Annotated in this window: 24 protein-coding genes and 1 tRNA gene; 5 read left to right on the forward strand and 20 right to left on the reverse strand. The window is 64.2% G+C overall.

Annotated features, from left to right (window positions below; translation table 11 throughout):
• Positions 1–3 precede the first annotated feature (3 nt).
• The 12 genes from tatA to ACT3TP_RS02140 all read right to left on the reverse strand — a co-directional run bounded on the left by tatA (position 4) and on the right by ACT3TP_RS02140 (position 12,225).
• Positions 4–219: a Sec-independent protein translocase subunit TatA gene (tatA, locus tag ACT3TP_RS02085; RefSeq protein WP_096284442.1), complete on the reverse strand. Its 216-nt coding sequence runs from the start codon at positions 217–219 to the stop codon at positions 4–6.
• 32 nt (positions 220–251) lie between these two features.
• Positions 252–611, reverse strand: coding sequence for a hypothetical protein (locus ACT3TP_RS02090; RefSeq protein WP_096284441.1), 360 nt, complete (start codon positions 609–611; stop codon positions 252–254).
• 3 nt (positions 612–614) lie between these two features.
• Positions 615–2,618, reverse strand: a complete 2,004-nt coding sequence (locus tag ACT3TP_RS02095) for a helix-turn-helix transcriptional regulator (RefSeq protein ID WP_444619025.1) — start codon at positions 2,616–2,618, stop codon at positions 615–617.
• A gap of 104 nt (positions 2,619–2,722) precedes the next feature.
• The gene (locus ACT3TP_RS02100; protein WP_096284437.1) at positions 2,723–3,118 is read right to left on the reverse strand and encodes an FKBP-type peptidyl-prolyl cis-trans isomerase; all 396 of its coding nucleotides are present in this window, start codon (positions 3,116–3,118) and stop codon (positions 2,723–2,725) included.
• Positions 3,119–3,134: 16 nt separating this feature from the next.
• The gene (locus tag ACT3TP_RS02105; protein ID WP_146113322.1) at positions 3,135–3,992 is read right to left on the reverse strand and encodes an FKBP-type peptidyl-prolyl cis-trans isomerase; all 858 of its coding nucleotides are present in this window, start codon (positions 3,990–3,992) and stop codon (positions 3,135–3,137) included.
• A gap of 194 nt (positions 3,993–4,186) precedes the next feature.
• Positions 4,187–5,560, reverse strand: a complete 1,374-nt coding sequence (gene pafA / locus ACT3TP_RS02110; RefSeq protein ID WP_444616945.1) for a Pup--protein ligase — start codon at positions 5,558–5,560, stop codon at positions 4,187–4,189.
• Positions 5,561–5,622: 62 nt separating this feature from the next.
• Positions 5,623–5,808, reverse strand: coding sequence for a ubiquitin-like protein Pup (locus ACT3TP_RS02115; RefSeq protein ID WP_096284431.1), 186 nt, complete (start codon positions 5,806–5,808; stop codon positions 5,623–5,625).
• Between the two features lie 66 nt (positions 5,809–5,874).
• Positions 5,875–7,491, reverse strand: a complete 1,617-nt coding sequence (gene dop / locus ACT3TP_RS02120; protein ID WP_444619028.1) for a depupylase/deamidase Dop — start codon at positions 7,489–7,491, stop codon at positions 5,875–5,877.
• Complete coding sequence (arc, locus tag ACT3TP_RS02125) at positions 7,488–9,125, reverse strand: proteasome ATPase (RefSeq protein ID WP_105569272.1); 1,638 nt, start codon at positions 9,123–9,125, stop codon at positions 7,488–7,490. The genes dop and arc overlap by 4 nt, the downstream gene beginning before the upstream one ends.
• Before the next feature lie 184 nt (positions 9,126–9,309).
• Positions 9,310–10,362 carry a tRNA (adenine-N1)-methyltransferase gene (locus tag ACT3TP_RS02130; protein ID WP_255248365.1) on the reverse strand — a complete coding sequence of 351 codons (1,053 nt, stop codon included), beginning with the start codon at positions 10,360–10,362 and terminating at the stop codon, positions 9,310–9,312.
• Positions 10,363–10,387: 25 nt separating this feature from the next.
• On the reverse strand, positions 10,388–11,515 hold the full coding sequence (locus ACT3TP_RS02135) for a site-2 protease family protein (protein ID WP_105552109.1): 1,128 nt from the start codon (positions 11,513–11,515) through the stop codon (positions 10,388–10,390).
• Entirely contained in the window at positions 11,512–12,225 is a 714-nt protein-coding gene (locus tag ACT3TP_RS02140) for an HAD family hydrolase (protein ID WP_444619031.1), read from the reverse strand. Before ACT3TP_RS02140 ends, ACT3TP_RS02135 begins: the two co-directional genes overlap by 4 nt.
• A gap of 83 nt (positions 12,226–12,308) precedes the next feature.
• Here ACT3TP_RS02140 and ACT3TP_RS02145 point away from each other — a divergent pair, with 83 nt between their 5' ends.
• A complete protein-coding gene (locus tag ACT3TP_RS02145; protein WP_444619033.1) occupies positions 12,309–13,217 on the forward strand; it encodes a proteasome assembly chaperone family protein in 909 nt (302 codons plus the stop codon).
• A gap of 75 nt (positions 13,218–13,292) precedes the next feature.
• On the opposite strand, the gene mshC is transcribed toward ACT3TP_RS02145, so the two are convergent.
• The 3 genes from mshC to ACT3TP_RS02160 all read right to left on the reverse strand — a co-directional run bounded on the left by mshC (position 13,293) and on the right by ACT3TP_RS02160 (position 15,767).
• Positions 13,293–14,555 (reverse strand): cysteine--1-D-myo-inosityl 2-amino-2-deoxy-alpha-D-glucopyranoside ligase, encoded by a 1,263-nt coding sequence (mshC, locus tag ACT3TP_RS02150; protein ID WP_444619035.1) that lies wholly within the window; start codon positions 14,553–14,555, stop codon positions 13,293–13,295.
• Between the two features lie 90 nt (positions 14,556–14,645).
• Positions 14,646–15,470 carry an undecaprenyl-diphosphate phosphatase gene (locus tag ACT3TP_RS02155; RefSeq protein WP_444619037.1) on the reverse strand — a complete coding sequence of 275 codons (825 nt, stop codon included), beginning with the start codon at positions 15,468–15,470 and terminating at the stop codon, positions 14,646–14,648.
• Between the two features lie 78 nt (positions 15,471–15,548).
• Positions 15,549–15,767 (reverse strand): hypothetical protein, encoded by a 219-nt coding sequence (locus tag ACT3TP_RS02160; RefSeq protein WP_096284411.1) that lies wholly within the window; start codon positions 15,765–15,767, stop codon positions 15,549–15,551.
• A 44-nt stretch (positions 15,768–15,811) separates the two neighbouring features.
• On the opposite strand from ACT3TP_RS02160, the gene ACT3TP_RS02165 reads away from it, so the two are divergent.
• The gene (locus ACT3TP_RS02165; RefSeq protein WP_096284409.1) at positions 15,812–16,054 is read left to right on the forward strand and encodes a DUF5703 family protein; all 243 of its coding nucleotides are present in this window, start codon (positions 15,812–15,814) and stop codon (positions 16,052–16,054) included.
• Here ACT3TP_RS02165 and ACT3TP_RS02170 read toward each other — a convergent pair.
• The 5 genes from ACT3TP_RS02170 to ACT3TP_RS02190 all read right to left on the reverse strand — a co-directional run bounded on the left by ACT3TP_RS02170 (position 16,043) and on the right by ACT3TP_RS02190 (position 21,637).
• On the reverse strand, positions 16,043–17,182 hold the full coding sequence (locus ACT3TP_RS02170) for an acyl-CoA dehydrogenase family protein (RefSeq protein ID WP_444619039.1): 1,140 nt from the start codon (positions 17,180–17,182) through the stop codon (positions 16,043–16,045). The genes ACT3TP_RS02165 and ACT3TP_RS02170 overlap by 12 nt on opposite strands.
• An 11-nt stretch (positions 17,183–17,193) precedes the next feature.
• Positions 17,194–18,510: a M20/M25/M40 family metallo-hydrolase gene (locus ACT3TP_RS02175; RefSeq protein ID WP_444619041.1), complete on the reverse strand. Its 1,317-nt coding sequence runs from the start codon at positions 18,508–18,510 to the stop codon at positions 17,194–17,196.
• Positions 18,511–18,589: 79 nt separating this feature from the next.
• Positions 18,590–19,552 (reverse strand): TAXI family TRAP transporter solute-binding subunit, encoded by a 963-nt coding sequence (locus tag ACT3TP_RS02180; protein ID WP_444619043.1) that lies wholly within the window; start codon positions 19,550–19,552, stop codon positions 18,590–18,592.
• Positions 19,545–20,975 (reverse strand): sensor histidine kinase, encoded by a 1,431-nt coding sequence (locus ACT3TP_RS02185; RefSeq protein WP_444619045.1) that lies wholly within the window; start codon positions 20,973–20,975, stop codon positions 19,545–19,547. Before ACT3TP_RS02185 ends, ACT3TP_RS02180 begins: the two co-directional genes overlap by 8 nt.
• On the reverse strand, positions 20,972–21,637 hold the full coding sequence (locus tag ACT3TP_RS02190) for a response regulator transcription factor (RefSeq protein ID WP_105552482.1): 666 nt from the start codon (positions 21,635–21,637) through the stop codon (positions 20,972–20,974). The genes ACT3TP_RS02185 and ACT3TP_RS02190 overlap by 4 nt, the downstream gene beginning before the upstream one ends.
• A gap of 263 nt (positions 21,638–21,900) precedes the next feature.
• Here ACT3TP_RS02190 and ACT3TP_RS02195 point away from each other — a divergent pair, with 263 nt between their 5' ends.
• The 3 genes from ACT3TP_RS02195 (at position 21,901) to ACT3TP_RS02205 (ending at position 24,327) form a co-directional block, all read left to right on the forward strand.
• Entirely contained in the window at positions 21,901–23,202 is a 1,302-nt protein-coding gene (locus ACT3TP_RS02195; RefSeq protein WP_105552102.1) for an Nramp family divalent metal transporter, read from the forward strand.
• A gap of 113 nt (positions 23,203–23,315) precedes the next feature.
• Entirely contained in the window at positions 23,316–23,978 is a 663-nt protein-coding gene (locus ACT3TP_RS02200) for an NADPH-dependent F420 reductase (RefSeq protein ID WP_105552101.1), read from the forward strand.
• Between the two features lie 265 nt (positions 23,979–24,243).
• Positions 24,244–24,327, forward strand: a tRNA-Leu gene (locus tag ACT3TP_RS02205).
• Positions 24,328–24,331 lie beyond the last annotated feature (4 nt).

The raw sequence follows: 24,331 nt of genomic DNA on the forward strand, positions 1-24,331 counted from the left end.
GGTCTACGAATTGTTCTTTTCGTCGGGATTCGGTTCATTCACGGTCCCGTCAACGGTTTCCGGCTTGTCATCGTCTTTCATCTGACGAACCTCAGACTTGAAAATACGCAGTGACTGACCCATTGAGCGCGCCAAACCCGGAAGCTTCGGCGCACCGAAGAGCAGCAATGCCAAAACGATAATGATGACCAAATGCCATCCCTGTAAACCACCAAACATGTTGGTTCCCTTCTCTCAAACTTAAGTCTACGTCAGAACAGATTCAGATCGCGCATGTTTTGCGCCTGTCCTCGATCACTGCGACGAGCCACGCGCTTAACACGTCGCGCCTCGATTCGTTCGGCTTTGCCCTTCAGCCTCTTCTTGGAGATCTTCTCTGGATCGCCATGAGTTGCATCGGTTCCGTGGGGGTACCGCCGCCCCACCGGCGCGTAGTCAACTACGCTGCCGGGCTTGGCGAATTCGCCGCTAATATGGTCAGCCGCGTCCGAGGCGCTGCCGAGCACGGCCATGCCGCGGCGGAACAAACGGAAGCCGGCAAACACCGCCAGGAGCAGCGTTGCAAGGACTAGGACGGTCCATAGGAGAACCCAAAACCACCAAGGAAGCATCTATCAATCCTCATACATTCTGATAGCGTCGTCCAACCACTTAGTCACGCGTTCGCGTGTAGCGTCAGGGGCGACTACAGCAATCTTACCGCCGTTGCGGGCCACCCAAGGGGCCGCAACGAGATGGTCCGATAGCTGCACTTTCGCGAGATGACCCGAGTCAACCTTGGATTGAGACCATGCTACCGGGTTGAACGCCTCGATCACCGGCAGAACGTCCTGATGCACGAAAAATTCAACTACTAGATCATCGCTGTTTGCCGAATAGCTGAAATCCAGCTTCTCGACATCCCGATGGCGCTCGGTGAGTTCAAAGCGCTCCCCGGTGAGCGTGACTTCGAGCACGCGGTCAACCCGGAAGGTGAGGATTGCCTCGCGGGTACGGCACCACGCACGCAGGTACTGGACCGGACCGTCTTCGATGATCCGCAAGGGTTCAATGACGCGCAACTGGTGGGTTTGCGAATTCGCCGAATAGTAGTCGATTTCCACGACCTCGGCGTTGCGCAGCGCCTGGATCAGCTGGCCCGGAGTGTCATGCTCGCGGACCTGGGTCAAGGCAAAGCCCAACGCCCCATTCCACCCCTCGAAGCGTGCCACCGCGGCATTGATCTTCTCCAACGCGGTCTGCAGCACGTCGCGGTGTTCAAATTCCGGGATGCTGCCCAGGGCGTTCAAACCGCCCAGCACCGCCACGGCTTCCAGCGGGGCAAGCTTTTGCGGTTCGGCAAGCAGGGCCGCGTTGGAGATGGTGACTACGTCCGAATCCAGATCGCCATCGTTCACGTTGATCAGTTCATCGTGCTGGCCATTTGGCACACCGCACATCATGATCATCGCCAGCTCGTCGCGGACCTTCGCCTGCGTCAACGAGTAGCGTTCGCTCAACTCGCCGATGGTCGCCGAGCCCTGGGCGACCACGAACTGGATCATGTCGATATTCCGCATCACCTGCTGGGCGGTTGAGCTTCGTCCCATGGCGCGGTGCGGCGTGAACTTTGCGCTCTGCACCGCCGGGCGCGTGGGAATATCGGCCTGCGCCGCACGGGCCTGGCGGAGAATAGCGGCCACCTGGGAAACCAGTGGTGCTGGTTCCAGAACCCTGATGGACGCCCCGTAGCTGGCTAGCTCGGCCGCAAAGGAATGCCGGTCGGCATATCCGATATTGAGCGTCGCGGAGCTGCGCGTCCCATTGATCGCCCGGGCCCGCAGCGGGGTGGCCCGCTCGTCGAGCAGTTCCACCACCGCGAGATGCCCGGGGTTGCGCAGGTCAAAATCCTGCAGCACCCGGGTCATCGAAAAATCTTTTGGCCGTGCCCGGTAATCCCCGCGGGAGGCGCCCTCGCGGCGAACCTGGGTGGCAAAGTTTCCCAGCACGCGGTTGAGCCTGAAAACGCGCTGGGCGGCGCGCGAGTGGTCCCAGCCGGTGAAGTACCAGTTGCCGAATCGTTGGCCGATCCCCCACATATCCACGACACGCTTGCTCGTGTTTCCCTGGGCGTCCTGATAGTCGAACTTCAGCGTTTTCCTGTTGAAGACCGCCAGCGCGCAGGTCTTGAAATTTGGGTCGTCCATGGATAGCCGCGGGAGCATTGCCGCGGCATAGGGTGCGATGCTCAGCTCGGTGCTCTGCGTGCCGGTGATGCGCGCGGCGGCGCTGAGCGCGAGGGCTTGGAGTTTCGAATCCTTCCAGAGGCTCGCCGCGAGGGCGATCAGCCCGGTTTCGGCGACGGTGAAGTTCACTGCGGGCAAGAACCAGTCGCTGGTATCGATTCGGTAGTACGCCGTCCCGTCGACGCTTTCGGAGATCAGCCGCAGCCCGAACTCGTTGCGGATCTCGTCCTTCAACCGTTCGATGGCCTTTTCACGGGCCTCCGGGTTGCCAGCAGGGTTCAGATAGTCTCCGATGCGTTCGGCATTGAACTTCCGTTCGGTAGTCGCCAACGCGTAGATGAGACTTGTCAGGCGTTCCGCCTTGCTGGGTCCGTCACTCTGCTTTGTGCTCACGTGCCTACCCTAACGAACTTCCACGCTGATCCAAGACTTTGAAGACGAGGAAAGCCCCAAGAATTGCGAAAATGTCCGCAACTCTTGGGGCTTTCTTCAATGAACTATTTGGTGCCCATCAGGTCAACCACGAAGATCAAGGCTTCGTTCGGCGCGATGGCGCCCGGTGCGCCGCGTTCGCCGTAGGCCAACTCGGACGGGATCTCCAGACGGCGGCGACCGCCGACCTTCATGCCCAACAGGCCCTGGTCCCAACCCTGGATGACCATGCCGACGCCCACTGGGAAGTCGAGGGTCGAACCACGGTTCCAGGACGCGTCGAACTCTTCGCCCGTGGACCAAGAAACGCCTACATAGTGCGCCTGGACGGTGGTGCCCGGGGTGACCTCGGCGCCGTCGCCCTCGATCAGGTCGGTGATGACCAGCTCGGTGGGCGCGTCGGTACCTGGAAAGTCGATTTCAGGCTTGGTGCGGTCGTAATTACGTTCTCCAAAGGACATGTTTACGGCCTTTCTGTTACTTGCTTTCGGTTACCTTGTCTAATTCTACGTAGAACACCAGCGGTCCGGTTGGACGTCCGGAGGAAACGTCGTCACCGTAGGCCATATTCGACGGGATGGTCAGCAAGACCTTGCTGCCTTCCTTCAGGCCCTTCAGGCCTTCGAGCCAGCCCTCGATCACGCCGCCGGACATCTTCATGTCAAAGCCCTTGTCGTCGCCGAAGTTTCCGTCGAACTTCTTGCCGTCTTCCCAACGCACGCCATGGTAGTGGACGTTGGCGCTGGCGGTTTCGGTGGCTTCCGGACCGGTGCCCTCTTCGAGGACATCCACTACGAGGCCCTCGGGTGCCTCGGTGTCCTTAGGGATGGTGATGATCGGGTCGCCCTTGCCGGTCTTTACGGTTGGCAGTTTCCCGTCGTCCTTCAGCTTCTTGACCTCGTCCTGGGTCAGCGGCTTGCTGGCACCGACGGAGTCGGCGATCTTGATGACGATCAGGCGTTCGGCGCGAGCGCCCTCGGCAGGCTCGGCGATGCTGCCGTCGGGCTGCTGCACTCCGTCGATGGCCGCGTAGGCGATCCAGTCCCCGACCTGCGAGGTCAGCAGGGTCTCATAGAGTTCAGGCATCTGCTCTTTAAGCGTGGCGTCCACCGGCATCTGCGTGGTGGCGCCGGTGAAGTTTTCGTTGGTCAGCTGCCCGTCGATGGTCTTGTAGAGGCCCGACTGGATGTCGATGGTGTCGCCATCTTTGATATCGGGACCATCACCCTCGACGACGGTGACTGCCTCTTCCTTCTCGGTAAGCAGCGGAGCCTTAAAATTAACCTCGGGCGCGGTCTGCTCGTCTGCGGCTGGCTTCACCTCGACCTTGCTCACGGAGCTGGAGCCCGAACCACAGGAGACGAGGGCCAAGACGGACGCGGTTGCACATACTGCCAAAACTTTTCGCACGAATCTTCTTTCCGATAAGAATTATTTGTTCTGCTGACGCATCTTGCCGAAGCAAGGGCGCGCGACGATCTGCATCTAGCTTAGGGGTATTTACTGTGAAAATACTTGTTTTCAGCTGGTCATACGGGGCGGCGCATCACATCAATGAGCTCATCAACCGCCGAATTAGAGGTGGCAAAGGGATCCTTGCACAACACGACCCCGCCCTCGCCTTCCTCATACTTCATATGGACCCAGTCGGTTGAGTAGCGCCGGCCGGTGGCGCGCGCGGCGCGAATGAATTTGCTGCGCAGAGCCGCACGGGTGGTGGCCGGCGGGTTCTCCACCGCGTCGTGGATCATCGCCGGATCAAGCACCGAACTGGCCAGTCCGCGGCGGCGCAACAGATGGAAGAGCCCGCGGTTCGGGTCGATGTCGTGATAGGTCAGGTTCAGCTGCGCGATCCGAGGCGAATCCAGTGCCAAGTCGTTCTTCTTCGCATATCCGGTGATCAGCTTGTGCTTGATCGCCCAGTCGATATCCTGGTCGATCGGCGAGAAGTCCTGGCTTTCGATGGCGACGAGCACCCGCTCCCACAATTCGAGAACCCGTTCGACCTGGTCGTGGTGTGCCCCATGGCGGGCCACAAACGCCTTGACCAGTTCCAGGATCTTCCACTGCAATTGCAAGGCCGTCGGCTCGTCGCCGGACATCAAACGCACCACCGTTTGGCCGGTGAATTCATGGGAGATGCTGCGGATCGAGCGGATCGGATTTTCCAGGCGCAGATCATGGTAGATCTCCCCCGACTCGATCAGCCGCAAGACCAGGTCGGTGGCCCCGATCTTCAGCAGCTGCGTGGTTTCGCTCATCGAGGAATCCCCCACGATGACATGCAGGCGGCGATGGTATTCGGCATCGGCATGCGGTTCGTCGCGGGTGTTGATAATCGGCCTCGAACGGGTGGTCGCCGAGGAGACGCCCTCCCACATATGGTCCGCGCGCTGGGAGAACACAAATTTGGTTTGGTCCTGAACCTGCACCAGATGCCCGGCACCGCAGAGCAGCTGGCGGGTGACCAAGAATGGAATGAGCATGTCGGCGAGCCGCTTGAACTCGATTTTGCGTGGAATCAAGTAGTTCTCGTGGCAGCCGTAGGAGTTGCCGGCCGAGTCCACATTGTTCTTGAACAGGAACAAACGGCCCTCGTGGCCTTCTTCGAGCAGCTGCTCCTCGGCCTGCTCGACCAAATCGAGCATCACCGCCTCCCCAGCCCGGTCATGGGCGATCAGCTGCAGGAGCTGATCGCATTCGGCGGTGGCGTATTCCGGATGGGAACCGACGTCGAGATAGAGCCGCGAACCGTTGTTCAGGAACACGTTGGAGCTACGCCCCCAGGCGACGACCGGCCGGAAAAGGTGCCGTGCCGCGTCTTCCGGGGTGAGCCGCCGCCCGTCGGACGGCACGTAATTCAGCCCAAACTCGGTCTCCAGACCGAAGATTCTGCGATCCACCAGAAGTTACTTCCCCTCAATGATGTTGCCCATAGGCAACGGTTACCTGCTGCACCCGCGGGTTACTGGCCACCCTTTTGGACGAATCCACGCACGAACTCTTCGGCATTCGACTCGAGCACCGAGTCGATTTCATCGAGCAGGTCATCGACGCCTGCGCTGGTGCCGGTCGTGTTCGCCTGCACCTGCTCGGCTTCGAGCGCTTGCGCTTGGGTTTCGCGGCGAGCCGAGAAATTTTCCTGGGTCATGGTCTTCTCCTAAAGTCTGTCGAAACGCCACGTTTTTGCGCGCCTCAGGTTTTCATTCTGCGCCGTTTAGCGCCGTCGTGCCAACTGCTCGATGAACTCGGCGATTTCCAGTTCGGCGTCGAAGAGCTCCCCCACCTGCGCCCGGCTGCCGGCCAGCGGTTCGGGCATGTGGAATCGGCTGACCTTGCGGGCGCCGGGCACCGAGAAGGACAGCGCGTCCCAGTTCGCGGCCACCACATATGACGCATAGCGCTGCAGCGTCATGCCGCGCAGGTAGGCGCGGGTATCCTCGGGCGGATGATCCACCGCGGCGTTGATTTCGGCTTGGCTGAAGATGGTTTCGATCAGCCCCCGCGAAGCCATCCGGTAGTACAGGCCCTTGTCCAGGCGAAGATCCGCCCATTGCAGATCCATCAGGGCCACCCGGGCATCGTCGAAGCCCACCGAGTGCCGTTCGGTGAAGGACTTCATCAGCTTGTACTTCGCCACCCAATCGACCTGCGCGGCCGCTTCCAGCGGATCCCTTTCGAGCGTGTCCAGGATGTCGCGCCAGCGGCGAAGGATCTCGTTGGTATCCGGATCTTGCAGATCCCGCTGCGCGCAGAAGCTTTCGGCGGCCTCCAGGTAGCTGCGCTGGATCTGAATTGCAGTGAGACTGCGGCCGCCGCGCAGCGCCACCGTGGCGCGCAGCGTGGGGTCGTGGCTGATCTGCTGCAGCGCGGCCACCGGGTCCGCCAGCTCGAGCTTCGGGGACATTCCCGCTTCGATGAGGCTGAGCACCAGATTGGTGGTGCCCACACGCAGCAGCGTGGAAATCTGTCCGAGGTTCGCGTCCCCGATGATCACGTGCAGCCGGCGGTACTTGTCCCAGTTGGCGTGCGGTTCGTCGCGGGTATTGATGATCGGGCGGTTGATGGTGGTTTCCAGGCCCACCTCGGCCTCGAAGAAGTCGGCGCGCTGGGAGATCTGGAATTCGGCGCCGCGCCCGAGCATGCCGCGGCCCACGCGTCCGGCGCCGCAGAAGATCTGCCGCGTCGCGAAGAAGGCGGTCAGCCCACTGACCAGCGCGGAGAATTCCACCTCGCGTGGCACCAGATAGTTTTCGTGCGAACCATAGGAGACGGATTTGTTGTCCGTGTTGTTCTTGTAGAGCAGCAGTTCGCCGCTGCCCAGCGTTGCGGCGCTAGCCGCAGCCCGGCGCATCACCTCGTCCCCGGCATGGTCCCAGAGCACCGCCGCGCGCGGCGAGGTGACCTCGGGGCTGGAATATTCGGGGTGCGCGTGATCCACGTAGAGCCGCGCGCCGTTGCCGAGCACCATGTTCATCACCACGTCGGTGGCGTCCTTCTCCTGGTACAGCGTGGCGCCGACGCGGGCGTCGTTGCCGTCCAGCGCGATCGATTCGGCCGTCCAGACCGCGCAGTCCCCCAGCGTGGGCTCGGAGTCGGTCAGCTGGCTCGGATGCGCAAGGGCGCGATCCACCGCATGCCCGCGCGCGTCGGCCAGCGGCGATTCATCGGAGTAGTCCCAGCGCGCGGCCCGGGCATCGGTGCCGGAGTCGCGCACCAGCTGGGCGTAGGCGTCGACGATCTGCGCCGAGAGCACCGTCGAGTTGGCTTGCGGCATCGCGGGTCGAATGATCCCGTATTCGGTTTCCAGACCGACCAGGCGCCGGGCGCTCACAAGGCGTCCTTCGCCTTGACCAGCGAACGGATGTGGCTGATCCGCTCGCCCTTGCGCCCGGAGATCCGCGCCCAGTCATCCGGGTTGGTGGTATTTGGCATATCCTCGTGCTCGGCGAATTCCTCGCGCACCGCGCGCAGCAGGTATTCCATCTTCAGCCCGCGTTCCCCGCTGGTGATCAGCGCCTTGATCGCGTGCTTCTTGGCCCGGTCCACCACATTGTGGATGACCGCGCCGGAGGAGAAGTCCTTGAAGTAGAGCACCTCCACCTGGCCGTTGACGTAGGTGACCTCCAAGAATTCGTTGAACTGCTCGGTGGAGTACATGGCCGCTACGGTGCCGGCGATCATCCGGTCCACGGTCTCTTGGGCGTCCCCGGAGTCGGCGGCCACCTCGGATTCGTGCAGCGGCAGCTCGGTGGTCAGGTATTTGCCGAAGATTTCGCTGGCCCCTCGCGCGTCGGGGCGGCGGATCTTGATCTTCACATCCAAGCGTCCCGGGCGGAGGATCGCCGGGTCGATCATGTCCTCGCGGTTGGACGCGCCGATGACGATCACGTTATCCAGGCGTTCCACCCCGTCGATTTCGGCCAGCAGCTGCGGCACGATGGTGGTTTCCACATCCGAGGACAGCCCGGACCCGCGGGTGCGGAAGAGGGATTCCATCTCGTCGAAGAACACCACCACCGGGTCCCCGTGCAGCGCCTTCTCCCGGGCTCGGGCGAAAATCAGCCGGATATGCCGTTCGGTTTCGCCCACATACTTATCGAGCAGTTCCGGACCCTTGATATTCAGGAAGTAGCTTCTCGCCTGGCCGGTGCCCTTGCGGGCCGCGGCGCGCTGGGCCAGGGAATTGGCCACGGCCTTGGCGATCAGCGTCTTGCCGCAGCCCGGAGGGCCGTAGAGCAGGATGCCTTTCGGTGCGCTCAGCCCGTGTTCGCGGTAGAGCTCGGGGTGGGCAAAAGGCAGCTCCACCGAGTCTTGGATCGCTTCGATCTGCGAATTCAGGCCGCCGATATCGGAATAGTCGATATCCGGCACCTCTTCGAGCACCAGCGACTGCATATCGGTCAGCTGCACCCGGTTGACCGCCAGACCGGTGCGGGCATCGATGGTGAGCTGGTCCCCGACGCGCAGGTGTTCCCCGCGCAGCGGCTCGGCGAATTCGATGACTCGCTGGTCATCGCCGCGCGCCATCACCACCGCCTGGTGGTCTTCGAGGATTTCCTTGATCGTGACCAGGTCGCCGGACTGCTCGTAGCCCAGGCCCGCAACGACCACCAGCGCCTCGTTGAGCAGCACCTGCTGGCCAACGTGCAGCTTGGCGAAATCCAGCAGCGGGCTGATGGCCACACGCATCTTGCGTCCGGAGTGGATCACATCCACCGCCTGCGCGGCGGTGGTTTCGATGCCCAGGCCTGCTTCGGGATGCTTGCGTGGGTGCTTGGCCACGATGGTGCCGTGGCTGAACGGGGTATCGCCGTCTTTTTCCAGCGCGGATTTGAGGTTGATGATCTGTTCGCGAGTCTGCTCCAACAGGGCCACGAGGCGCTGGTTGTTTCCGCTGATCCCGGCAAGCTGCTTGTCCAGGTTGCGGTTCTTCTCGCGCAGCACGTTGACCTGGCGTTCGGTCATCTGAAGCCGTTCGGCGACGCGTTGCGCCTCGTTGTTTTCGCTCACGTTGTATTCTCCCAAACCTCGCCGTTCGCCACGCGTGGCCAGCTACTGGTGCTGGCTGTGCGGGTCGTTCTGAGTCCATCCTATGAACGTAAAGCCCCGGGATTGAATTTCCCGGGGCTTTAGTTCACATATTGAAACGCTAGTTCTCGGTATCTGAGACGTTTTCGCCTTCGCGGATCCGGTTCGGACGGTTGGCGTCCTTGGCGGCACGACGCAGCTTCTTCGGCGAAATACCGCGTTCGCCAAGCGCGGTTTCGGTCCACTGCTCCTTGTCATGCTCCCGTGTCCAGGCGTTCAGGTCCTCGGCCGAGTAGCCGTGCTCCTTGATGCGCTTGGCCTTCGGGATGCCGTCCTGGGCGTCGGCCAGGCGGCGGGCGGTGATCAAGAATGCGGTGTGCGCCACCATGCGGTGATCCGGGCGGACCGCCAGGCCATCAACGTGCCAGCCGCGCACCATGGTTTCGAAGCATTCGGGCTCGGTGAACTGCCCCGAGGCGCGAATCGCCTCCACCACGCGGGACATCTGGGTCACGGTGGCCACATAGTTGGTCCACACCCCGCCCGGAGCCAGCACGGTCGCTACCGCGTCCAGGCATTCCCAGGGCGAAAGCATGTCCAGCACCACGCGGTCCACGCTGCCCGGTTCCTCCAGCTCGAGCACCTTCTCCTGGAAGTCGCCGATGGACAAATGCCAGGCCGGGTGCTCACCGCCGAAGACCGTGGAGATATTGCCGCGGGCGATATCCGCAAATTCTTCGCGGCGCTCGTAGGAGTGCAGGTAGCCCTGGTCGCCGACCGCGCGCAACAGCGAGATCGACAGCGCGCCGGAACCCACGCCGGCCTCCACCACGCGCGCCCCCGGGAAGATGTCGCCGAACTGGATGATCTGCGCGGCATCCTTGGGGTAGACCACGGCCGCGCCGCGCGGCATGGACAGCACGAAGTCCTTCGCCAGCGGACGCAGCACCTGGTAGCGCACGCCCTCGACGTTTTCGATCACGCTGCCTTCCAAGGCGCCGATGATCGCGTCATGTCCCAGCACTCCCTGGTGCGTGTGGAATTCTCCGCCGTCCTCCAGGGTGATGGTGTTGATCCGGCGCTTCTGGTCGGTCAGCTGGACGCGGTCTCCGACGCGGAAGGGGCCGCGCCGGGCATTCGCGCCATGCGGCGCTGCGGTGTTCTGAGCACTCACTGAGTTTTCCTTTGTTGTAGAGCTTCTAGGCTTTGCGGCCGGTGACGGCCGCGATGATCTTGCGTTGGTGCAGCAGGCCCACCACGGTGCCGCGCGCATCGATGACCGCGTACTCCGCGGTGCTCACGCTGGCCAGGTAGTCGATGAGCTGGCGGCCATCGGAATCCTGGGCCACGACGGCGCCGCGGCCCAGCGCGCGGGATACCGCCAGCGCGGAGACCTGCGCGGCCGAGGCCGGATCCACCCGGCTCAATGCCTGCTCGTCGACCACGCCGCAGGGCATGCCCTGCGGGTCGACCAGGATGATCTGACCGCCGCGGTTCCGCCTGCGGGTGAGCACGTCGGCCACCGTGGCCACCGACATCATCGCGCTGGCCGGGGACATCAGGTCCCCGGCGATCACCTTGGGCAGGTTCAGCATCATCTTGGCGTGGTTGATCAGCGCCGTGGTGGCCTGCCACATGAAGACCGCCACCATCACCCCGACCACCATGGTCAGCAGCTGCGGTTGCTCGCCCTTGAGGAACGGCACCACGATGAACCAGGCCAGGACGCCGATGACGATGAAACGGCCTACCCAGGAGGCGGCGATCGTTCCCTTGAACTGGGAGCCGGTCAGCTTCCAGACCGCGGACTCCACCAGCCGGCCGCCGTCCAAGGGCAAGCCGGGCAGGGCGTTGAACGCGCCGAGCAGCAGGTTCGCGTAGACGAAGAAGTTCAGCAGCAAGCCCGGGTACAACCCGAGGTTCGGCAGCTGCAGGGCCAACCAGGCGAGCCCGGCGAGCACAAAATTCGACAGCGGCCCGGCCATGGCCACCGCGAGTGAGGCCCCGGGCTTGGCCTTGAAGGAGCCGAATTGGGTGTGCCCGCCCATCAGGGTCAGCACAATATGCGCGTCGGGCCATTTGAAGGCGCGGGCGGTCAACGCGTGGGACACCTCGTGCACGAGCACGGCCAGCGCGATCACCACGGCGCAGGCAAAACCCAGCAGGTAGGCCACCAGCGGCGGGATCAGCGCATTATTCGACAGTTGCAGGCCGATGGCCACGGTGATCACCGCGGTGATGATGAACCAGGAATTCGACAGGTACACCGGCACCCCGCCGATGCGGCCAAGTTTCAGCCCCGGGGCTTTTTCAGTAGCTTCGCTCACGCGTTAACCTGCACCAGCCAATCGGTCATCGTCTTGAGATTTATGTCCACCAGCGTATCGATACGCCGCCAGTTCCCCACGCCGGGGTCCGTAGCGTTGGGGATCAGCACCGCGTGCAGTCCCGCCGCGGCGGCCGAGGTGATTCCGGGCTTGGAATCCTCGAAGCCGATGCAGCGTGCGGGGTCGAACCTGCGGCCGAGCCGCTCGCCGAGCAACGCCAATCCGCGCCGGTAGGGTTCGGGGTCCGGCTTGCCGTGGGTGACCTCTTCGCCGGTGACGCTGGCGGTGAAGATCCCTTCGGGCAGCGCCGCCATCAGCTCGTGAACGATGCTGCGCTCGCTCATGGTCACCAGCGCCTGCGGAATTCCCTCCCGATGCAGTGCGCTGAGCAGTTCAAGGGCGCCGGGCCGCCAGGGCACGTCGCTGGTCAGGCCGGCGACGACTTGACCGGAGAGGTGTTCGATGATCTCCCGGATGCCCAGGTCCACCCCGGCCTGCTGGAGGATTTTCGCCCCGTTGGGCAGGGCCTGGCCGACGAGGTTAAACGCCTGTTCCTCGCTCCAGCTTCCGCCGTGGGATTTGACCAGTTCCATCTCCGCGGCGATCCAATAGGGTTCGGTGTCGATGAGGGTACCGTCCATATCCCAGAGCACCGCGTGGGGGCCGGGGGCTGGAACTTTTGCATCGAACGCTGATTTGGTGCTTGGCATGAGTCCATTCTAGATGGAAGAGTGGGGCTAAACCGCTTCGCCGCCTCTGCCGGGGCGGTGCGCAGGCTGGAGAGGGGCAAGTCATGAGCGAGGAATACCACGCACCAACGCTGAACGGCTTCGTTGCGCAAACCGAACATGAGATGCGTCCCACCGTGCTGATTTCGGCCTTCGAGGGGTGGAACGATGCCGGATCGGCCGCCAGCGACGCGGTGCGCCGCATCCTGAACAGCGGCGCCCCGAAGCATCTGGCCACCGTGGGCCAGGACGACTACTACGACTACCAGTTCACCCGGCCGCAGTCACGGGTGACCGCCGAAGGCCGGGTCATAGACTGGCCAACCACAGAGCTGTACCGGATGGACAATCCGCTGGCCCCGGCGGATCTGCTGCTCGTGGTCGGGGTGGAGCCGACCTTTAGCTGGCAGCGGTTCTGCGCGCAGATCGTGGAGCACGCCAAGGCGGAAAACGTCCATGCGGTGCTCTCCCTGGGCGCCCTATTGGCCGATGTGCCGCACACCCGCCCGGTGCCCACGGTGCTCAACAGCGATCATCCGAAAGTGCAGGAGTACTTTAAGCTTTCGGCCTCCCGCTATGAGGGGCCCACCGGGATTCCGGCGGTGCTCGGGGCCGAATTCGAGAAACACGGCATTCCCACCATGTCGCTCTGGGCGCAGCTCTCGCACTATGTGGCCCAAGCCCCCAGCCCGCGGGTGGAACTGGCGATCGTGGAGATGATCGAAGAGCTGGTTCCGATGCAGGTTTCCTCGCAGAAGCTCCGCGAGGATGCCAGCGCCTGGAAGCGCGGGGTGGACGAGCTCTCGGCCGCGGATCCGGAGGTCGCCAAATACGTGCAGCAGCTCGAGCAGGCCTCCGATGCCAGCGAGCTTCCCGAAGCCAGCGGCGAATCCATCGCCCGTGAATTCGAACGCTATCTGCGCCGCCGGGGACGCTCCCGCGGCGAGGAGCACGGCCCGGACTTCGAGATCTAGTCCTTCGGGCACAAAAAACTCCCCACAAACCGGTGCCGAACGTCGCGGACCGGTTTGTGGGGAGCCAGGTTGCCGCTAGAGCTTCAGCCCCAGCAGGGAATCGATTCCGCGGGCCAGCAGCTCGCTGCCTTCCCCGCTGCCTTCGGACGCGGTGGCGGCCCACTGGTCGATGGCCTCCAAGGCCGCAGGGGCGTTGAGGTCATCGGCCATGCGCGAGCGGATCCGGGTCAGCAGCGCGGTGGCTTCGGCCAGCCCGGCGCCGGCGATCCGGGCCCGCCAGGTAGCCACGCGTTCCTGGGCTTGGGCGAGCAGCTGCTCGGTCCAGGACCAGTTCGTCCGGTAGTGCTGCGAGAGCAGCACCGCGCGGATGGCTACCGGTTCCACGCCGGCGGCGCGCAGCTTGGAGACGAGCACCAGGTTGCCCAGGGACTTGCTCATCTTCTCACCGTCCAGGCCCACCATGCCGGTGTGCACATAGGCCTGGGCCAATGCGGTCTGGTCATCGGCTGCGGCGTGCGCCGCGGAGAATTCGTGGTGCGGGAAGATCAGGTCCGATCCGCCGCCCTGCACGGTGAACGGGGCCGGAAGGGTCCTTCGCGCGATCACCGAACACTCGATATGCCAGCCCGGGCGCCCGGTGCCCAGCTCGCCGCCCGCCCAGGAGGGTTCGCCTTCGCGGGCCATGCGCCAGAGCAGCGGATCCAGCGGATCGCGCTTGCCAGTGCGGTCCGGGTCCCCGCCGCGTTCGGCGAAGAAGCCGAGCATCGTCTCGCGGTCGTAGTTGGAGACCTGGCCGAGTTTCCAGGCGCCGTTCTCCGAGCCGAGGGTATCGAAGTAGATATCCCCTTCCACCCCGTCGGCGTCGGCCGGCACCCGGTAGGCCAGGTCCGCGGCGAGCAGCCGTTCGACCACCGGAACCAGCCAGTGCACCGATTCGACCGCGCCGATGTAGTGCTGCGGCGGAATCACGTTCAGCGCTTCCATATCCTCGCGGAAGAGCTGAATCTGGTCTTCGGCGAGGTCCTGCCAATCGACCCCGGTGGCGGTGGCGCGCTCGAGCAGCGGGTCATCAACGTCGGTGATGTTCTGTGTATAGGTGACCTCGCGGCCGTTATCCAGCCAGGTGCGGTGCAGCAAATCGAAGGTGACGTAGGTGGCGGCGTGTCCCATATGGGTGGCGTCGTACGGGGTGATCCCGCAGACATACATGCTTGCCGGGGCGTTGGCCTGATCGGCCGGAGCGGTGGCCTGCTTGGTTCCGCTGGAGGTGTCGAAGACCTCCAGAATAGGTGCGGAGCCAACAACATGTGGCACTTGCGGAGACTTCCACGCGAGCACTGAGTACATCCTTTCGCAGATGTATAGACGATCTTCCTTTAAGGGCAAGTCAACGAGCGCAGGGTTTATTCCCGCGCGGGCTACAGAGTTTTAGGCGCTGATCATTCCGAGGCTCAGGAATACGAACAATCCCAGGCCCAGCAGGATCCGGTACCAGACGAAGAGCCGGTAGGAGTGGGTGGAGACGTACTTCAGGAACCAGCCCACGATCAGGAAGCCGACGACGAAGGCGATCGCGGTGGCCAGCCCGGTCTGCGCCAGCGTGTAGACCCCGGGCTCGGAGAAGGATTTGGCCAGCTTGTACAGTCCCGAGGCGTATACCGCGGGGATGGCCAGCAGGAAGGAATAGCGTGCGGCGGCTTCCCGGGTATAGCCCATGAGCAACCCGGCGGTGATCGTGCCGCCGGAGCGCGACACGCCGGGGATCAGCGCCATCGCCTGGGCTAGTCCGTAGAACACGCCGTGCTTGACGGTGAGCTTATCCAGCGTGCGTTCCTGCTTGCCGTAGTGGTCGGCGATGGCCAGGAACAGGCCGAAGAGCACCAGCATGGTCGCCACGATCCACAGCGAACGGAAGTTCGAGTCGATATAGTCTTCGAGCAGGAGCCCCAGGATGGCGATCGGCAGGGAACCGACGATGATCAGCCAACCCATTTTTGCGTCCGGGTCAGAGTGCGGGATCTTGCCGGTGATCGCCCGGAACCAGGCGCCGATAATCCGCACGATGTCACGCCAGAAGAAGACGACCACCGCGGTTTCGGTCCCCAATTGGGTGATCGCGGTAAAGGCCGCACCGGGATCTTGCGCGTTGGGCAAGAGCTCGCCCACGATGCGCAAGTGGGCCGATGAGGAGATGGGCAAGAACTCTGTCAGGCCCTGGATTAATCCGAGGAAAGCTGCTTCAAACCAATTCACCCCTTGACACTACGTCATTTCGAGGGGCGTATTGGTGATTACACGGCTTTCACAGGGAAATTCAAACCGTGGCCGTACTCACTCGTCATCGTCGTCATCCGTAGGTATGGTGAACGGAAGAAGTTCGGAATATTGCTCGTAGAGTGCATCCTCATAGCTCTCGAACGCTTCGGCGAGCGAGCCGAAGGCGGCATCGACCGCGGCGTCGGCCGACCCGCGGCTCTGGGAAACTACGGTCAGGTGCTGCTCGAGGCGTGAGATCAGCAGTTGCAGGGCGTAGCTCGGTTCGGTGCTCATGAGTCACACGCTACAACCGAAATCATTCTTTCGATAGGGGTGTAATGCTTCAGGAATTAATCAAGGCTCCGCTGCACTTGAATAATGACGACCGTTACGAGTATCTGGTGATCACCGCGTTCCCTGCAGAATCCAAGCAGGTGGCACGGGCCGCCTTGCGCGAGCATTCGGATAACGGCAAATGGGAGCTGATGCGCACCTTGCGCTACGAGGGCGGAGCGAGCAAATATTGGCTGCGCCGCAAGGTGATCCGGGTGGTCAGCACCTTGGAGCGCTCAGGGCTCTAGGGGACCCACCAGCCAGCTGGCCACGGTATTCTCCGCCGAGGCGGCATTGGATGGGTGATACCAGCTGGCTTGCACGTCGCGGTAGAGCCGCTCGAATTCGCTGCCGCGGAAATATCCGCCGCCGCCGAGCAGCTGCCCGGCGGCCTCGACGTTGTCGCGTGCGCTCTGCCCGGCGAGGGTGCGCAGCGTGACCAGGCGCGGGAACCAGCCCGGCCCGTGCGCTACCTGCCCTTCCAGATCCGCGGCGACGGCGCGCTGCAGGGCGTCCAGGCTGAGCATTCGCATTCCGGCTTGGGCCAGCACTCCCCTGGCGCGCACGTCCTGGGTGTAGCTGCCCCCGTCCTGGTGCGTGCGCTGGCGCAGCGCCGCCTGCGAAAGCTCCACGGCGCGTTCGGCGATCCCGACATATACGCTCGCGGTGAGCGTGAGGAACGAGGCGAAGATTCCGAAGATCAGCGGGTCTGCGTTCGGTCCCACCTCGAGCCGGGTGTGCACCCAGCTGGCCGGGGCCACCGCGCCTTCCAGTTTGGTGGTGTGCGACTGGCTGGCGCGCATGCCCAAGGTATCCCAGTCCTCCAGCGAGCGGACCCCGGCGCCGCGGGAGACGAACCCGTGCACCAGTTCCCCGCTGGCCTCGTCCTTGCCGAATACGCCAAGCCGGGTGAAGGCCGGGGAGAGCGAGGTGAAGATCTTCGTGCCGGTGAAGCTGACGGACCCATCGGCCAGGGTTGTCGCCGCGGTTTTCGAGTCGAAGAGCACCGAGTCGTTTCCGGGTTCGGAAATCCCGAAGGCCATGACCTCCCCGGCGGCGATCCACTCGGTAACCAGCTGAAGGCGCGCGTCCCCGCGGGCGGCGAGCAGATAGGCGACGCCGGCCCAGACCTGGTGCATATTGATTGCCAGGGCGGTGCCCGGCGCGGCGGTGGCCAGCCGGCGTTGGGCCAGCACCAGCTGCTCGAAGCTCCAGCCCAAACCGCCGGATGACTCGGGCACCAGGGCCTTGAGATAGCCCAGGGCCGCTAATTCCTCGAAGTCCTCGGTGGCAAAGGCGTTGGCGGCATCATAGCCGCCGGCGCGTTCGCGGAAGCGGGACAGCAGCTCATCGCTGAGGATTTGTTCGATAGGCACGTTGGTAACTCCTAGTAGTTGCGCAATAGCCGGTCAAGGACGCGGGTTCCGAACTGCAGCGCCGAGACCGGCACCCGCTCGTCGACTCCGTGGAACATTCCGGTGAAATCAAGATCGTTGGGCAGCTGCAAGGGGGCAAAACCGTAGCCGGTGATCCCCAGCTTCGCCAGCGCCTTGTTGTCGGTGCCGCCGGAGAGCATATAGGGCAGGACCACCGCCTCGGGGTCCTCGGCCACCAGCGCCTGCACCATCGAATCCACCAGCTCGCCGCCAAAGGGCACCTCCAGCGACTGCTGGTCCTGGAGCAGGGTGAGCTCCACGTGTTCGCCGGCCAGCTCGCGCAGTTTCTCGATGGTGGATTCGTGCTCCATGGGCAGGGTGCGGCAATCGATCAGCGCCTCGGCATAGCCGGGCAGCACATTGTGCTTGTAGCCGGCCTTGAGCACCGAAGGGTTCGAGGTGTTCTGCAGGGTGGCGCCGACAAAGCGGCTGGTATCCCCCAAGGCCTGCAGCAGCGGTGCGGGGTTCTCTTCGTCGAATTCGGTGCCGCAGATGACCGCCAGCTCCTCGAAGAGCGCGCGGGTGGTTTTTGTATAGGACAGCGGCCACTGGTATTCACCGATCCGGGCCACCGCGGCGGCCAGGGCCGTCACCGCGTTGCGCGGATTGAGCTGCGAGCCGTGTCCGGCCACCCCGTGCGCGGCGAGCTTGATCCAGGCGATGCCCTTCTCCGCGGTTTGCACCAGGTAGGCGCGTTGCCCGGCGATCTCGGTGGAGAATCCGCCGACCTCGCTGATCGCCTCCCCGGCCCCGGCGAAGACTTCCGGATGCTGCTCCACCATCCACATCGAGCCCCAGTCGCTGCCGGCCTCCTCGTCGGCGAAGAAGGCGATGATCAGATCCCGGCGCGGGCTGATCCGCCTGCGCATCAGCCGCCGGATCACCGCAACGATAATCGCGTCCATGCCCTTCATGTCCACCGCCCCGCGGCCCCAGATCATGCCGTCGATGAGCTCGGCACCGAAGGGGTCCACCGACCAGTCCGCGGCGATCGCCGGGACCACGTCCAGATGCCCATGCACCACCAGCGCCGGCAGGCTCGGGTCGCTGCCGGGGATCCTGGCGATCAGGTTCGCGCGTCCCGGCGCGGATTCATGGATTGTCGCGGCCAGGCCGACCTCGGCGAACAGCGCCGCGATGTACTCGGCGGCCTCGCGTTCGCCGCGGCTGTTGTTCTCGCCGAAGTTGGTGGTGTCGATGCTGATCAGCTTGCGGCAGATCTGCACCACTTCTTCTTGCATAAGCTCATAGGCGTGCGTGCTCGGCATCTTTGGATCCTCTGTTCGCGGTGGCGGCCTCGGTTGCTATCCACCCTAGTTCCCCACGGCCCATGGCGCGTTGGCCGCGCTAGCCATGGAGCCTGCGGTAGGTGGTTGCGGCCGCCGGATGCAGCCGCTGCCCGCCGGTGGAGATCAGCGTATCGGGGGTGAGATATTGGATGCCGGCGCTATTGCGCGGGATCAGTTCTCGCGCATGGTCCACCAAGAGCTCCACGATTCCCGCCGCCACCGGAGCCGGCAGCGCGGCGTTGGCCATCAGCAGGTTCGCTACACCCACGGTGTCCACCTCGGCCACCCCCGGATAGGTATAACGCGGAATGATCACATGCTCGTAGAGCCGCGGATACTCCGCCCGCAAGGCCGGCAGCACCCCCGCCAGATCGATCAGCCGGAGGTCCACCTCCCGCCCCAACGCCGTGATGGAGCTGACCGGGATTCCGCCGAAGAGCAAGAGCGCATCGATCTCCCCGGCTTCCAGGGCCTGCAGTCCGGCCACATAGCCCAACTGGCGTTCTCTGGGCTTGGTTCCTTCCTCCGCCAGCCCGGCGGCGGATAGGATGCGCTGCCCGGTCACCCAGGTGCCCGAACCCGGCGCCCCGGTACCCAGCCGCTGGCCGGAGAGGTCCGCCAGCGAGCGGATCCGGCTCTCGCGGCGCACGATGCAGTGGTAGTAGTTCTGGTAGACCCGGCCCAGGGCGACCAGCGAGGAATCCGCGGAGCGCTCGTGCTGGGCCACGGTGTCCGCCAGCGCCAGCGAGAGCCCGGCCCGCCCGTTTTCCAGCAGCTCGAGGTTTTCGACGCTCGCCTCGGTCACCAGGGCTTCCGAGTGCGCGGCGATGCCGTAGCGGACCAGCGCCGCGGCGAGCAGGTTGGCGAACTCAAAGTACATGCCCCCGCTTTCGCCGCCGGCCACATCCAGCCGCTCGATCAGCGCTCCCCTGGTGCAGGAGGCCAGCGCCGGCAGACCCAGGGCGCCCAGCCCGGCCCAGCGCAGCACGCTGCGCCGGCTCGGGTTCCCGTGCTCAGCCACCTTGGCCACCCCCGCCCGGCGCCTGGCCGCGCGGCATCACCAGGCTGAAGCACAGCCCACCGCCTTCGGCCGCCGCGACGCGCAGCTCTCCGGAGTTGGCGCGGGCCAGGCGCTCCACGATCGCCATGCCCAACCCGGTGCCGGGGGTCGCCCCGGACGGGTCCGCGCGCCAGAACCGTTCGGTCACCTGCGCCAATTGGGCTTCGCCAAGCCCGGGGCCGTGGTCGCGGATGCTGATCTCGACGAGTTCAGGCGTGGCCCGCAGGGTGGTTTCGATCGGCGTCCCGGCGGCATATTTCAGGCAGTTCTCATAGAGTTCGGCGAGCATCTGCTGCAGCTCGAACTCGTTGCAGGCCAGCAGGACCTCCGGTTCGTTCCCGGATTCCAGCAGCAGCTCGGTGCCGCTTTGCCGGGCCGCCGAAGACTGCCGCTCGATTTCCTCGATCAGCAGTTCGCGCACCTTGACCGTTTCGACCTCCGCCGTGCGGGCAGCCGGGGTGCGGTCCGCCGCCTGCTCGGAGAGCCGATGATCCGCGCTGGCCAGCCGGAGCACCGCGTCCAGCAGCGACTCCACCCGGTGCAGTTCCTTCTCCACGGCCTGCACCGCCTGCGGATCCGCCGCCGCTCCGAGGCGCAGCTTCAGCAGATCCACCCGCAGGCGCAGCGCCGCCACGGGATTGCGCAGCTGGTGCGAGGTTTCGGCAATCAGCTCCCGCTGCTGGGCCAGGCTCGCGGTCATCGCATCGGACATCTTGCTGAAGGAATGCGCCAATTCGCGCAGCTCCGGAGGCCCGGCGGCTTCCAAGGGGGTCGAGGTCTTCGTCTTGGCCAGTTCCTTGGTCGCTTCATTGAGCCGGTGGATCGGCTTGAGCACCCAGGCGGTGACCCGGTCCGCGAGCAGCAGCAGCCCCGCCCCGGCCGCGATGCTCAACAGCACCACCCAGATCCAGCGTTCCAGCACCAACCGGCGGGAGATGTCGAGGTTGACTTCCAGCAGCGCCGAGCCGAGCACCTGGGTGGAATTGCCGAAAGGGCGCGCGATCAGCGCATTGCCGGTGGCGAAGGGGTTGATCGCGGGGATGTCGGTATGCGCGAGGTTCAGCTCGGTATTCTCCAAGGCCCGCGCCACCTCCGGCCTGGTGGGATCGAGCTGGCCGGAGGTCAGCGTTTCGGTGCCCAGGCGCACCAGCAGAGCCTCGTCATAGAGCTTGGAATAGGTGTCCATTTCCAGCTGCAGCTTGCCGTGCTCGGCCTCGGCTTCGGCCTGGGCGCCCAACTGGATGAATCTATTCAGCGACGCTTCGCGGCTCAGCCGCAGCTCCTGGGCCGCATCCACGCTCGCGCTCTGCATCAGCACCGCGGAGACGATCACGACCAGCAGGGCCAGCAGCGATCCCAGAATGGCGATGACGCGCAATCTCATTGGAGGTTTGCCTCGAGGCGGTAGCCGACACCGCGGACGTTGATGATCATTCCGGGACGCTCGAGCTTGGCGCGCAATCCGGTCAGGTGCACGTCCAGCGAGCGGGAAACGGCTACGAAGGCATCTCCCCAGAGGGCATCAAGGATCTGCTCCCGGGTGACCACCGAGCCGGCATGCTTGGCCAGCAGCGCGAGCAGGTCGAATTCCTTGGCGGTCAGGTTCAGCGCCCGCGCCCCCAACCGGGCCTCGCGTTTGTCCAGGTCGATGCCCAGCTCCCCTACCTGCAGCAGGGCGCTGACCGGTGAGCTCATCCGCGACCGGCGGGCCACCGCCTCGATGCGCGCGAGCAGCACCGTCAACCCGATCGGCTTGACCAGATAGTCGTCGGCGCCTTGGCGCAACCCGCGCACCACGCTGCGTTCGTCGTTGCGGGCGCTGAGGATCACCACCGGGGTGGTGGTCACCAGGCGCAGCTTGCGCAGCACCTCCAGCCCATCCATATCCGGCAGGCCGAGGTCCAGCAGGATCATGTCCGCCTCGCGGTGCCGCAGCAACGCGTCCTCCCCGCGGGTGACGCATTCGGCGGTGTGCCCGGCAGCTGCGACGGCGTCGGCAAGGGCCGTGGAGACGGCGTCGTCATCCTCGACGATGAGCAGCTGCAAGGCCACGTCCTTTCAAATCTTGGTGCACCACGCACTGTGAAGCACTTTATCAGCTGGTTTCGGCGGCTTGCCGGCCCGCTGCTTTCCTAAGATTCACTTAAGAGTTGGCGCACGCCTTGGTTATGTCGCGCATCACCCATACATTAGATCTGTCTCTCTAGTGGCAGTGATGAAGATCAAGGTCGATTCTTGCTCACACCCGCTGGTCCGAGGCATCCCGGTACTCGCACCGGATACGAGCAAAAACTTTAAGGACTTCATTCATGGCCGAACAGCATCAACCGGGCGCCGAGAGCGCGCCGGTGCACGCCGACCACGACGGCGGCAGAGCACCAAAATGGAAGATTGTCGGCCCCGGACTGGTTGTCGCGGCAACCGGTGTGGGCGCCGCCGATATGGTCGCGACCCTGGTGGCCGGCAGCCAGTACGGCTACGCCCTGCTGTGGGCGGTGATCCTGGGCGTCATCCTGAAGATCGTTCTGGTCGAAGGCGCCGGACGCTACACGCTGGCCACCGGCCGGACGATCTTCGAGGGCTGGAAGTCCCTGGGCCGCTGGACCACCTGGTACTTCGGTCCCTACATCATCCTCTGGGGCTTCGTTTACGGCGCCACCGCGATGAGCTCGGCGGCGATGCCGCTGGCGGCCCTCTTCCCCGCAGTGGACCTCAAGATATGGGCCGTGCTGATGGGCCTTGCCGGCTTCGCCATGGTCTGGTTCGGCCGCTACTCCTTCTTCGAGAAGGTCACCGCGGTCCTCGTGGGCATCATGTTCGTCACCGTCGTCGGCTTGGCGATCATCGCCGTGCCGAACGTGCCGGAAATGCTCAAGGGCCTGGTGCCGATGATCCCATCCGGCGGCGTGGTCTACACCCTGGCTCTGGCCGGCGGCGTCGGCGGCACCATCACCCTGGCCGCCTATGGCTACTGGCTGCGTGAAAAGGGCTGGAACACCCCGAAGTGGATGCGCGTGATGCGCATCGACAACTCGATGGCCTACGTGATGACCGGCATCTTCGTGCTCGCCATGCTCGTGGTCGGCGCCGAGGTCGTTCGCTCGGCCGGGGTATCGATCTCCGCTGGCGACCGCGGCCTACTGGACCTGGGCGAGGTGCTGAACGAGCGCTACGGAACGTTCGTCGGCACCGGATTCCTGGTGGGCTTCTGGGCCGCCTCGTTCTCCTCGATCATTGGCGTGTGGAACGGCGTATCGTTGATGTTCGCCGACTTCTGGGGCCACATGCGCAAGAAGCCCGCCGGCCACAAGGACACGCTGACCGGCGGCAAGTACTTCAAGTTCTACGTCCTCTGGCTGACCTTCCCGCCAATGGTGCTGTTCCTTTTGGACAAGCCCATCGCGCTGATTCTCGCCTACGGCGTGCTCGGCTCGCTGTTCATGCCGTTCCTGGCGATCACCCTGCTGGGCCTGCTCAACGGCAAGCGCATCCCCAAGGGATGGGCGAACCGCTGGCACACCAACACGGCGCTGGGCATTACCGCGCTGCTGTTCATCTCGCTGGGCCTCCAGCAGCTCTGGAAGAACATCGCTCCGCTCTTCGGCGGTTAGCCAATCTCCATCTAGGCCACCGGCCCGAGTTCCATACTCGGGCCGGTGGCCTTTTTCATGCGCCAACCCGGCAACTGCGGTTAGGCTTCAAGTACGAAGCTAGGAGGATCCATATGGGCCAGAGTCCACACCCAGCGGTGGCAGAAATTGAACGCATTGGCATCCTGGGTGCCGGCCGGGCGGGCACCGCCTTGGCTCGTGCGGCCGCGTCGGCCGGCATCGCGGTGAACATCGCCTCCTCACGGCCCGTGGGCCAGATGAAATACCATCTGGCCCAGTATGCTCCGCAGGCCCAGGCGGTGCCGGCCCAAGACATCGGTGCGGGCGTCGACCTCGTCGTCCTCATGGTCCCCCAGGAGGACCTGGACGAGGTGGCGCAGGACAGCCTGGCGGATCTGGTGCTGCTGGATGCGACAAACCGCTGGCAGGACGAGCCCTTGCCCGACTGGCTCGAACTCAGCCTGCGGGCCGGGCTATCCAGTTCCGAGGCCATCGCCGCGCATTTCCCGGAGTCCCGGGTCGTCAAGGCGCTGAACCACATCAGCCACTGGGATTTGGACTCCGACGGAGCGGCAAAGACCGAACAACGACGCGCGCTCGCGATCGCCACCGATGATCCCGAAGGCGCCGGGCTCGCCGCGGCTTTGATCAGCGCGCTGGGCTACGAGCCCGTTCGCCTGGCCGATCTTGCCGCCGGCCGCTGGATGGAACCGGAGGGCGAGATCTTCAATCAGGTACTTGGCGCCGAGCAGCTACGGGAGATCGTGCAGGCCTAAGCCGCATCCGGCAGAACAAACTGGACCACGGCGACAGGGTGGCTCAAACCTTCGCCAGAGCCCAGAAATCGGCCGTTTTGCTGTGACGCTCAACACTGATTCGGTGAAAATTAATGCGAAACTACTGATCAAACCCGAGTTTCCCGCATGATTCCGCGGATTTTGGAGCCCTGGTGGCCAATCCTGCCCGATTGGCAAACGCCGCCGGACGGTGGTAAAGTTTTACTTCGTTGCCAGCGATAACAACGCAGACAACGCATAACCTGCGCGGGTGGCGGAATAGGTAGACGCGCTAGCTTGAGGTGCTAGTCCTCGCAAGGGGGTAGGGGTTCAAGTCCCCTTTCGCGCACAGG

It is taken from the genome of Glutamicibacter sp. AOP38-B1-38 (genome assembly GCF_052377485.1).
GTDB lineage: Bacteria > Actinomycetota > Actinomycetes > Actinomycetales > Micrococcaceae > Glutamicibacter.

Coding starts and splice junctions, on each gene's coding strand:
- tatA (WP_096284442.1), bottom strand. CDS start 219: ATGTTTGGTGGTTTACAGGGATGGCATTTGGTCATCATTATCGTTTTG.
- ACT3TP_RS02090 (WP_096284441.1), bottom strand. CDS start 611: ATGCTTCCTTGGTGGTTTTGGGTTCTCCTATGGACCGTCCTAGTCCTT.
- ACT3TP_RS02100 (WP_096284437.1), bottom strand. CDS start 3,118: ATGTCCTTTGGAGAACGTAATTACGACCGCACCAAGCCTGAAATCGAC.
- ACT3TP_RS02115 (WP_096284431.1), bottom strand. CDS start 5,808: ATGACCCAGGAAAATTTCTCGGCTCGCCGCGAAACCCAAGCGCAAGCG.
- arc (WP_105569272.1), bottom strand. CDS start 9,125: ATGACCGAACGCCAGGTCAACGTGCTGCGCGAGAAGAACCGCAACCTG.
- ACT3TP_RS02140 (WP_444619031.1), bottom strand. CDS start 12,225: ATGCCAAGCACCAAATCAGCGTTCGATGCAAAAGTTCCAGCCCCCGGC.
- ACT3TP_RS02145 (WP_444619033.1), top strand. CDS start 12,309: ATGAGCGAGGAATACCACGCACCAACGCTGAACGGCTTCGTTGCGCAA.
- ACT3TP_RS02160 (WP_096284411.1), bottom strand. CDS start 15,767: ATGAGCACCGAACCGAGCTACGCCCTGCAACTGCTGATCTCACGCCTC.
- ACT3TP_RS02165 (WP_096284409.1), top strand. CDS start 15,812: ATGCTTCAGGAATTAATCAAGGCTCCGCTGCACTTGAATAATGACGAC.
- ACT3TP_RS02175 (WP_444619041.1), bottom strand. CDS start 18,510: ATGCCGAGCACGCACGCCTATGAGCTTATGCAAGAAGAAGTGGTGCAG.
- ACT3TP_RS02185 (WP_444619045.1), bottom strand. CDS start 20,975: ATGAGATTGCGCGTCATCGCCATTCTGGGATCGCTGCTGGCCCTGCTG.
- ACT3TP_RS02195 (WP_105552102.1), top strand. CDS start 21,901: ATGGCCGAACAGCATCAACCGGGCGCCGAGAGCGCGCCGGTGCACGCC.
- ACT3TP_RS02200 (WP_105552101.1), top strand. CDS start 23,316: ATGGGCCAGAGTCCACACCCAGCGGTGGCAGAAATTGAACGCATTGGC.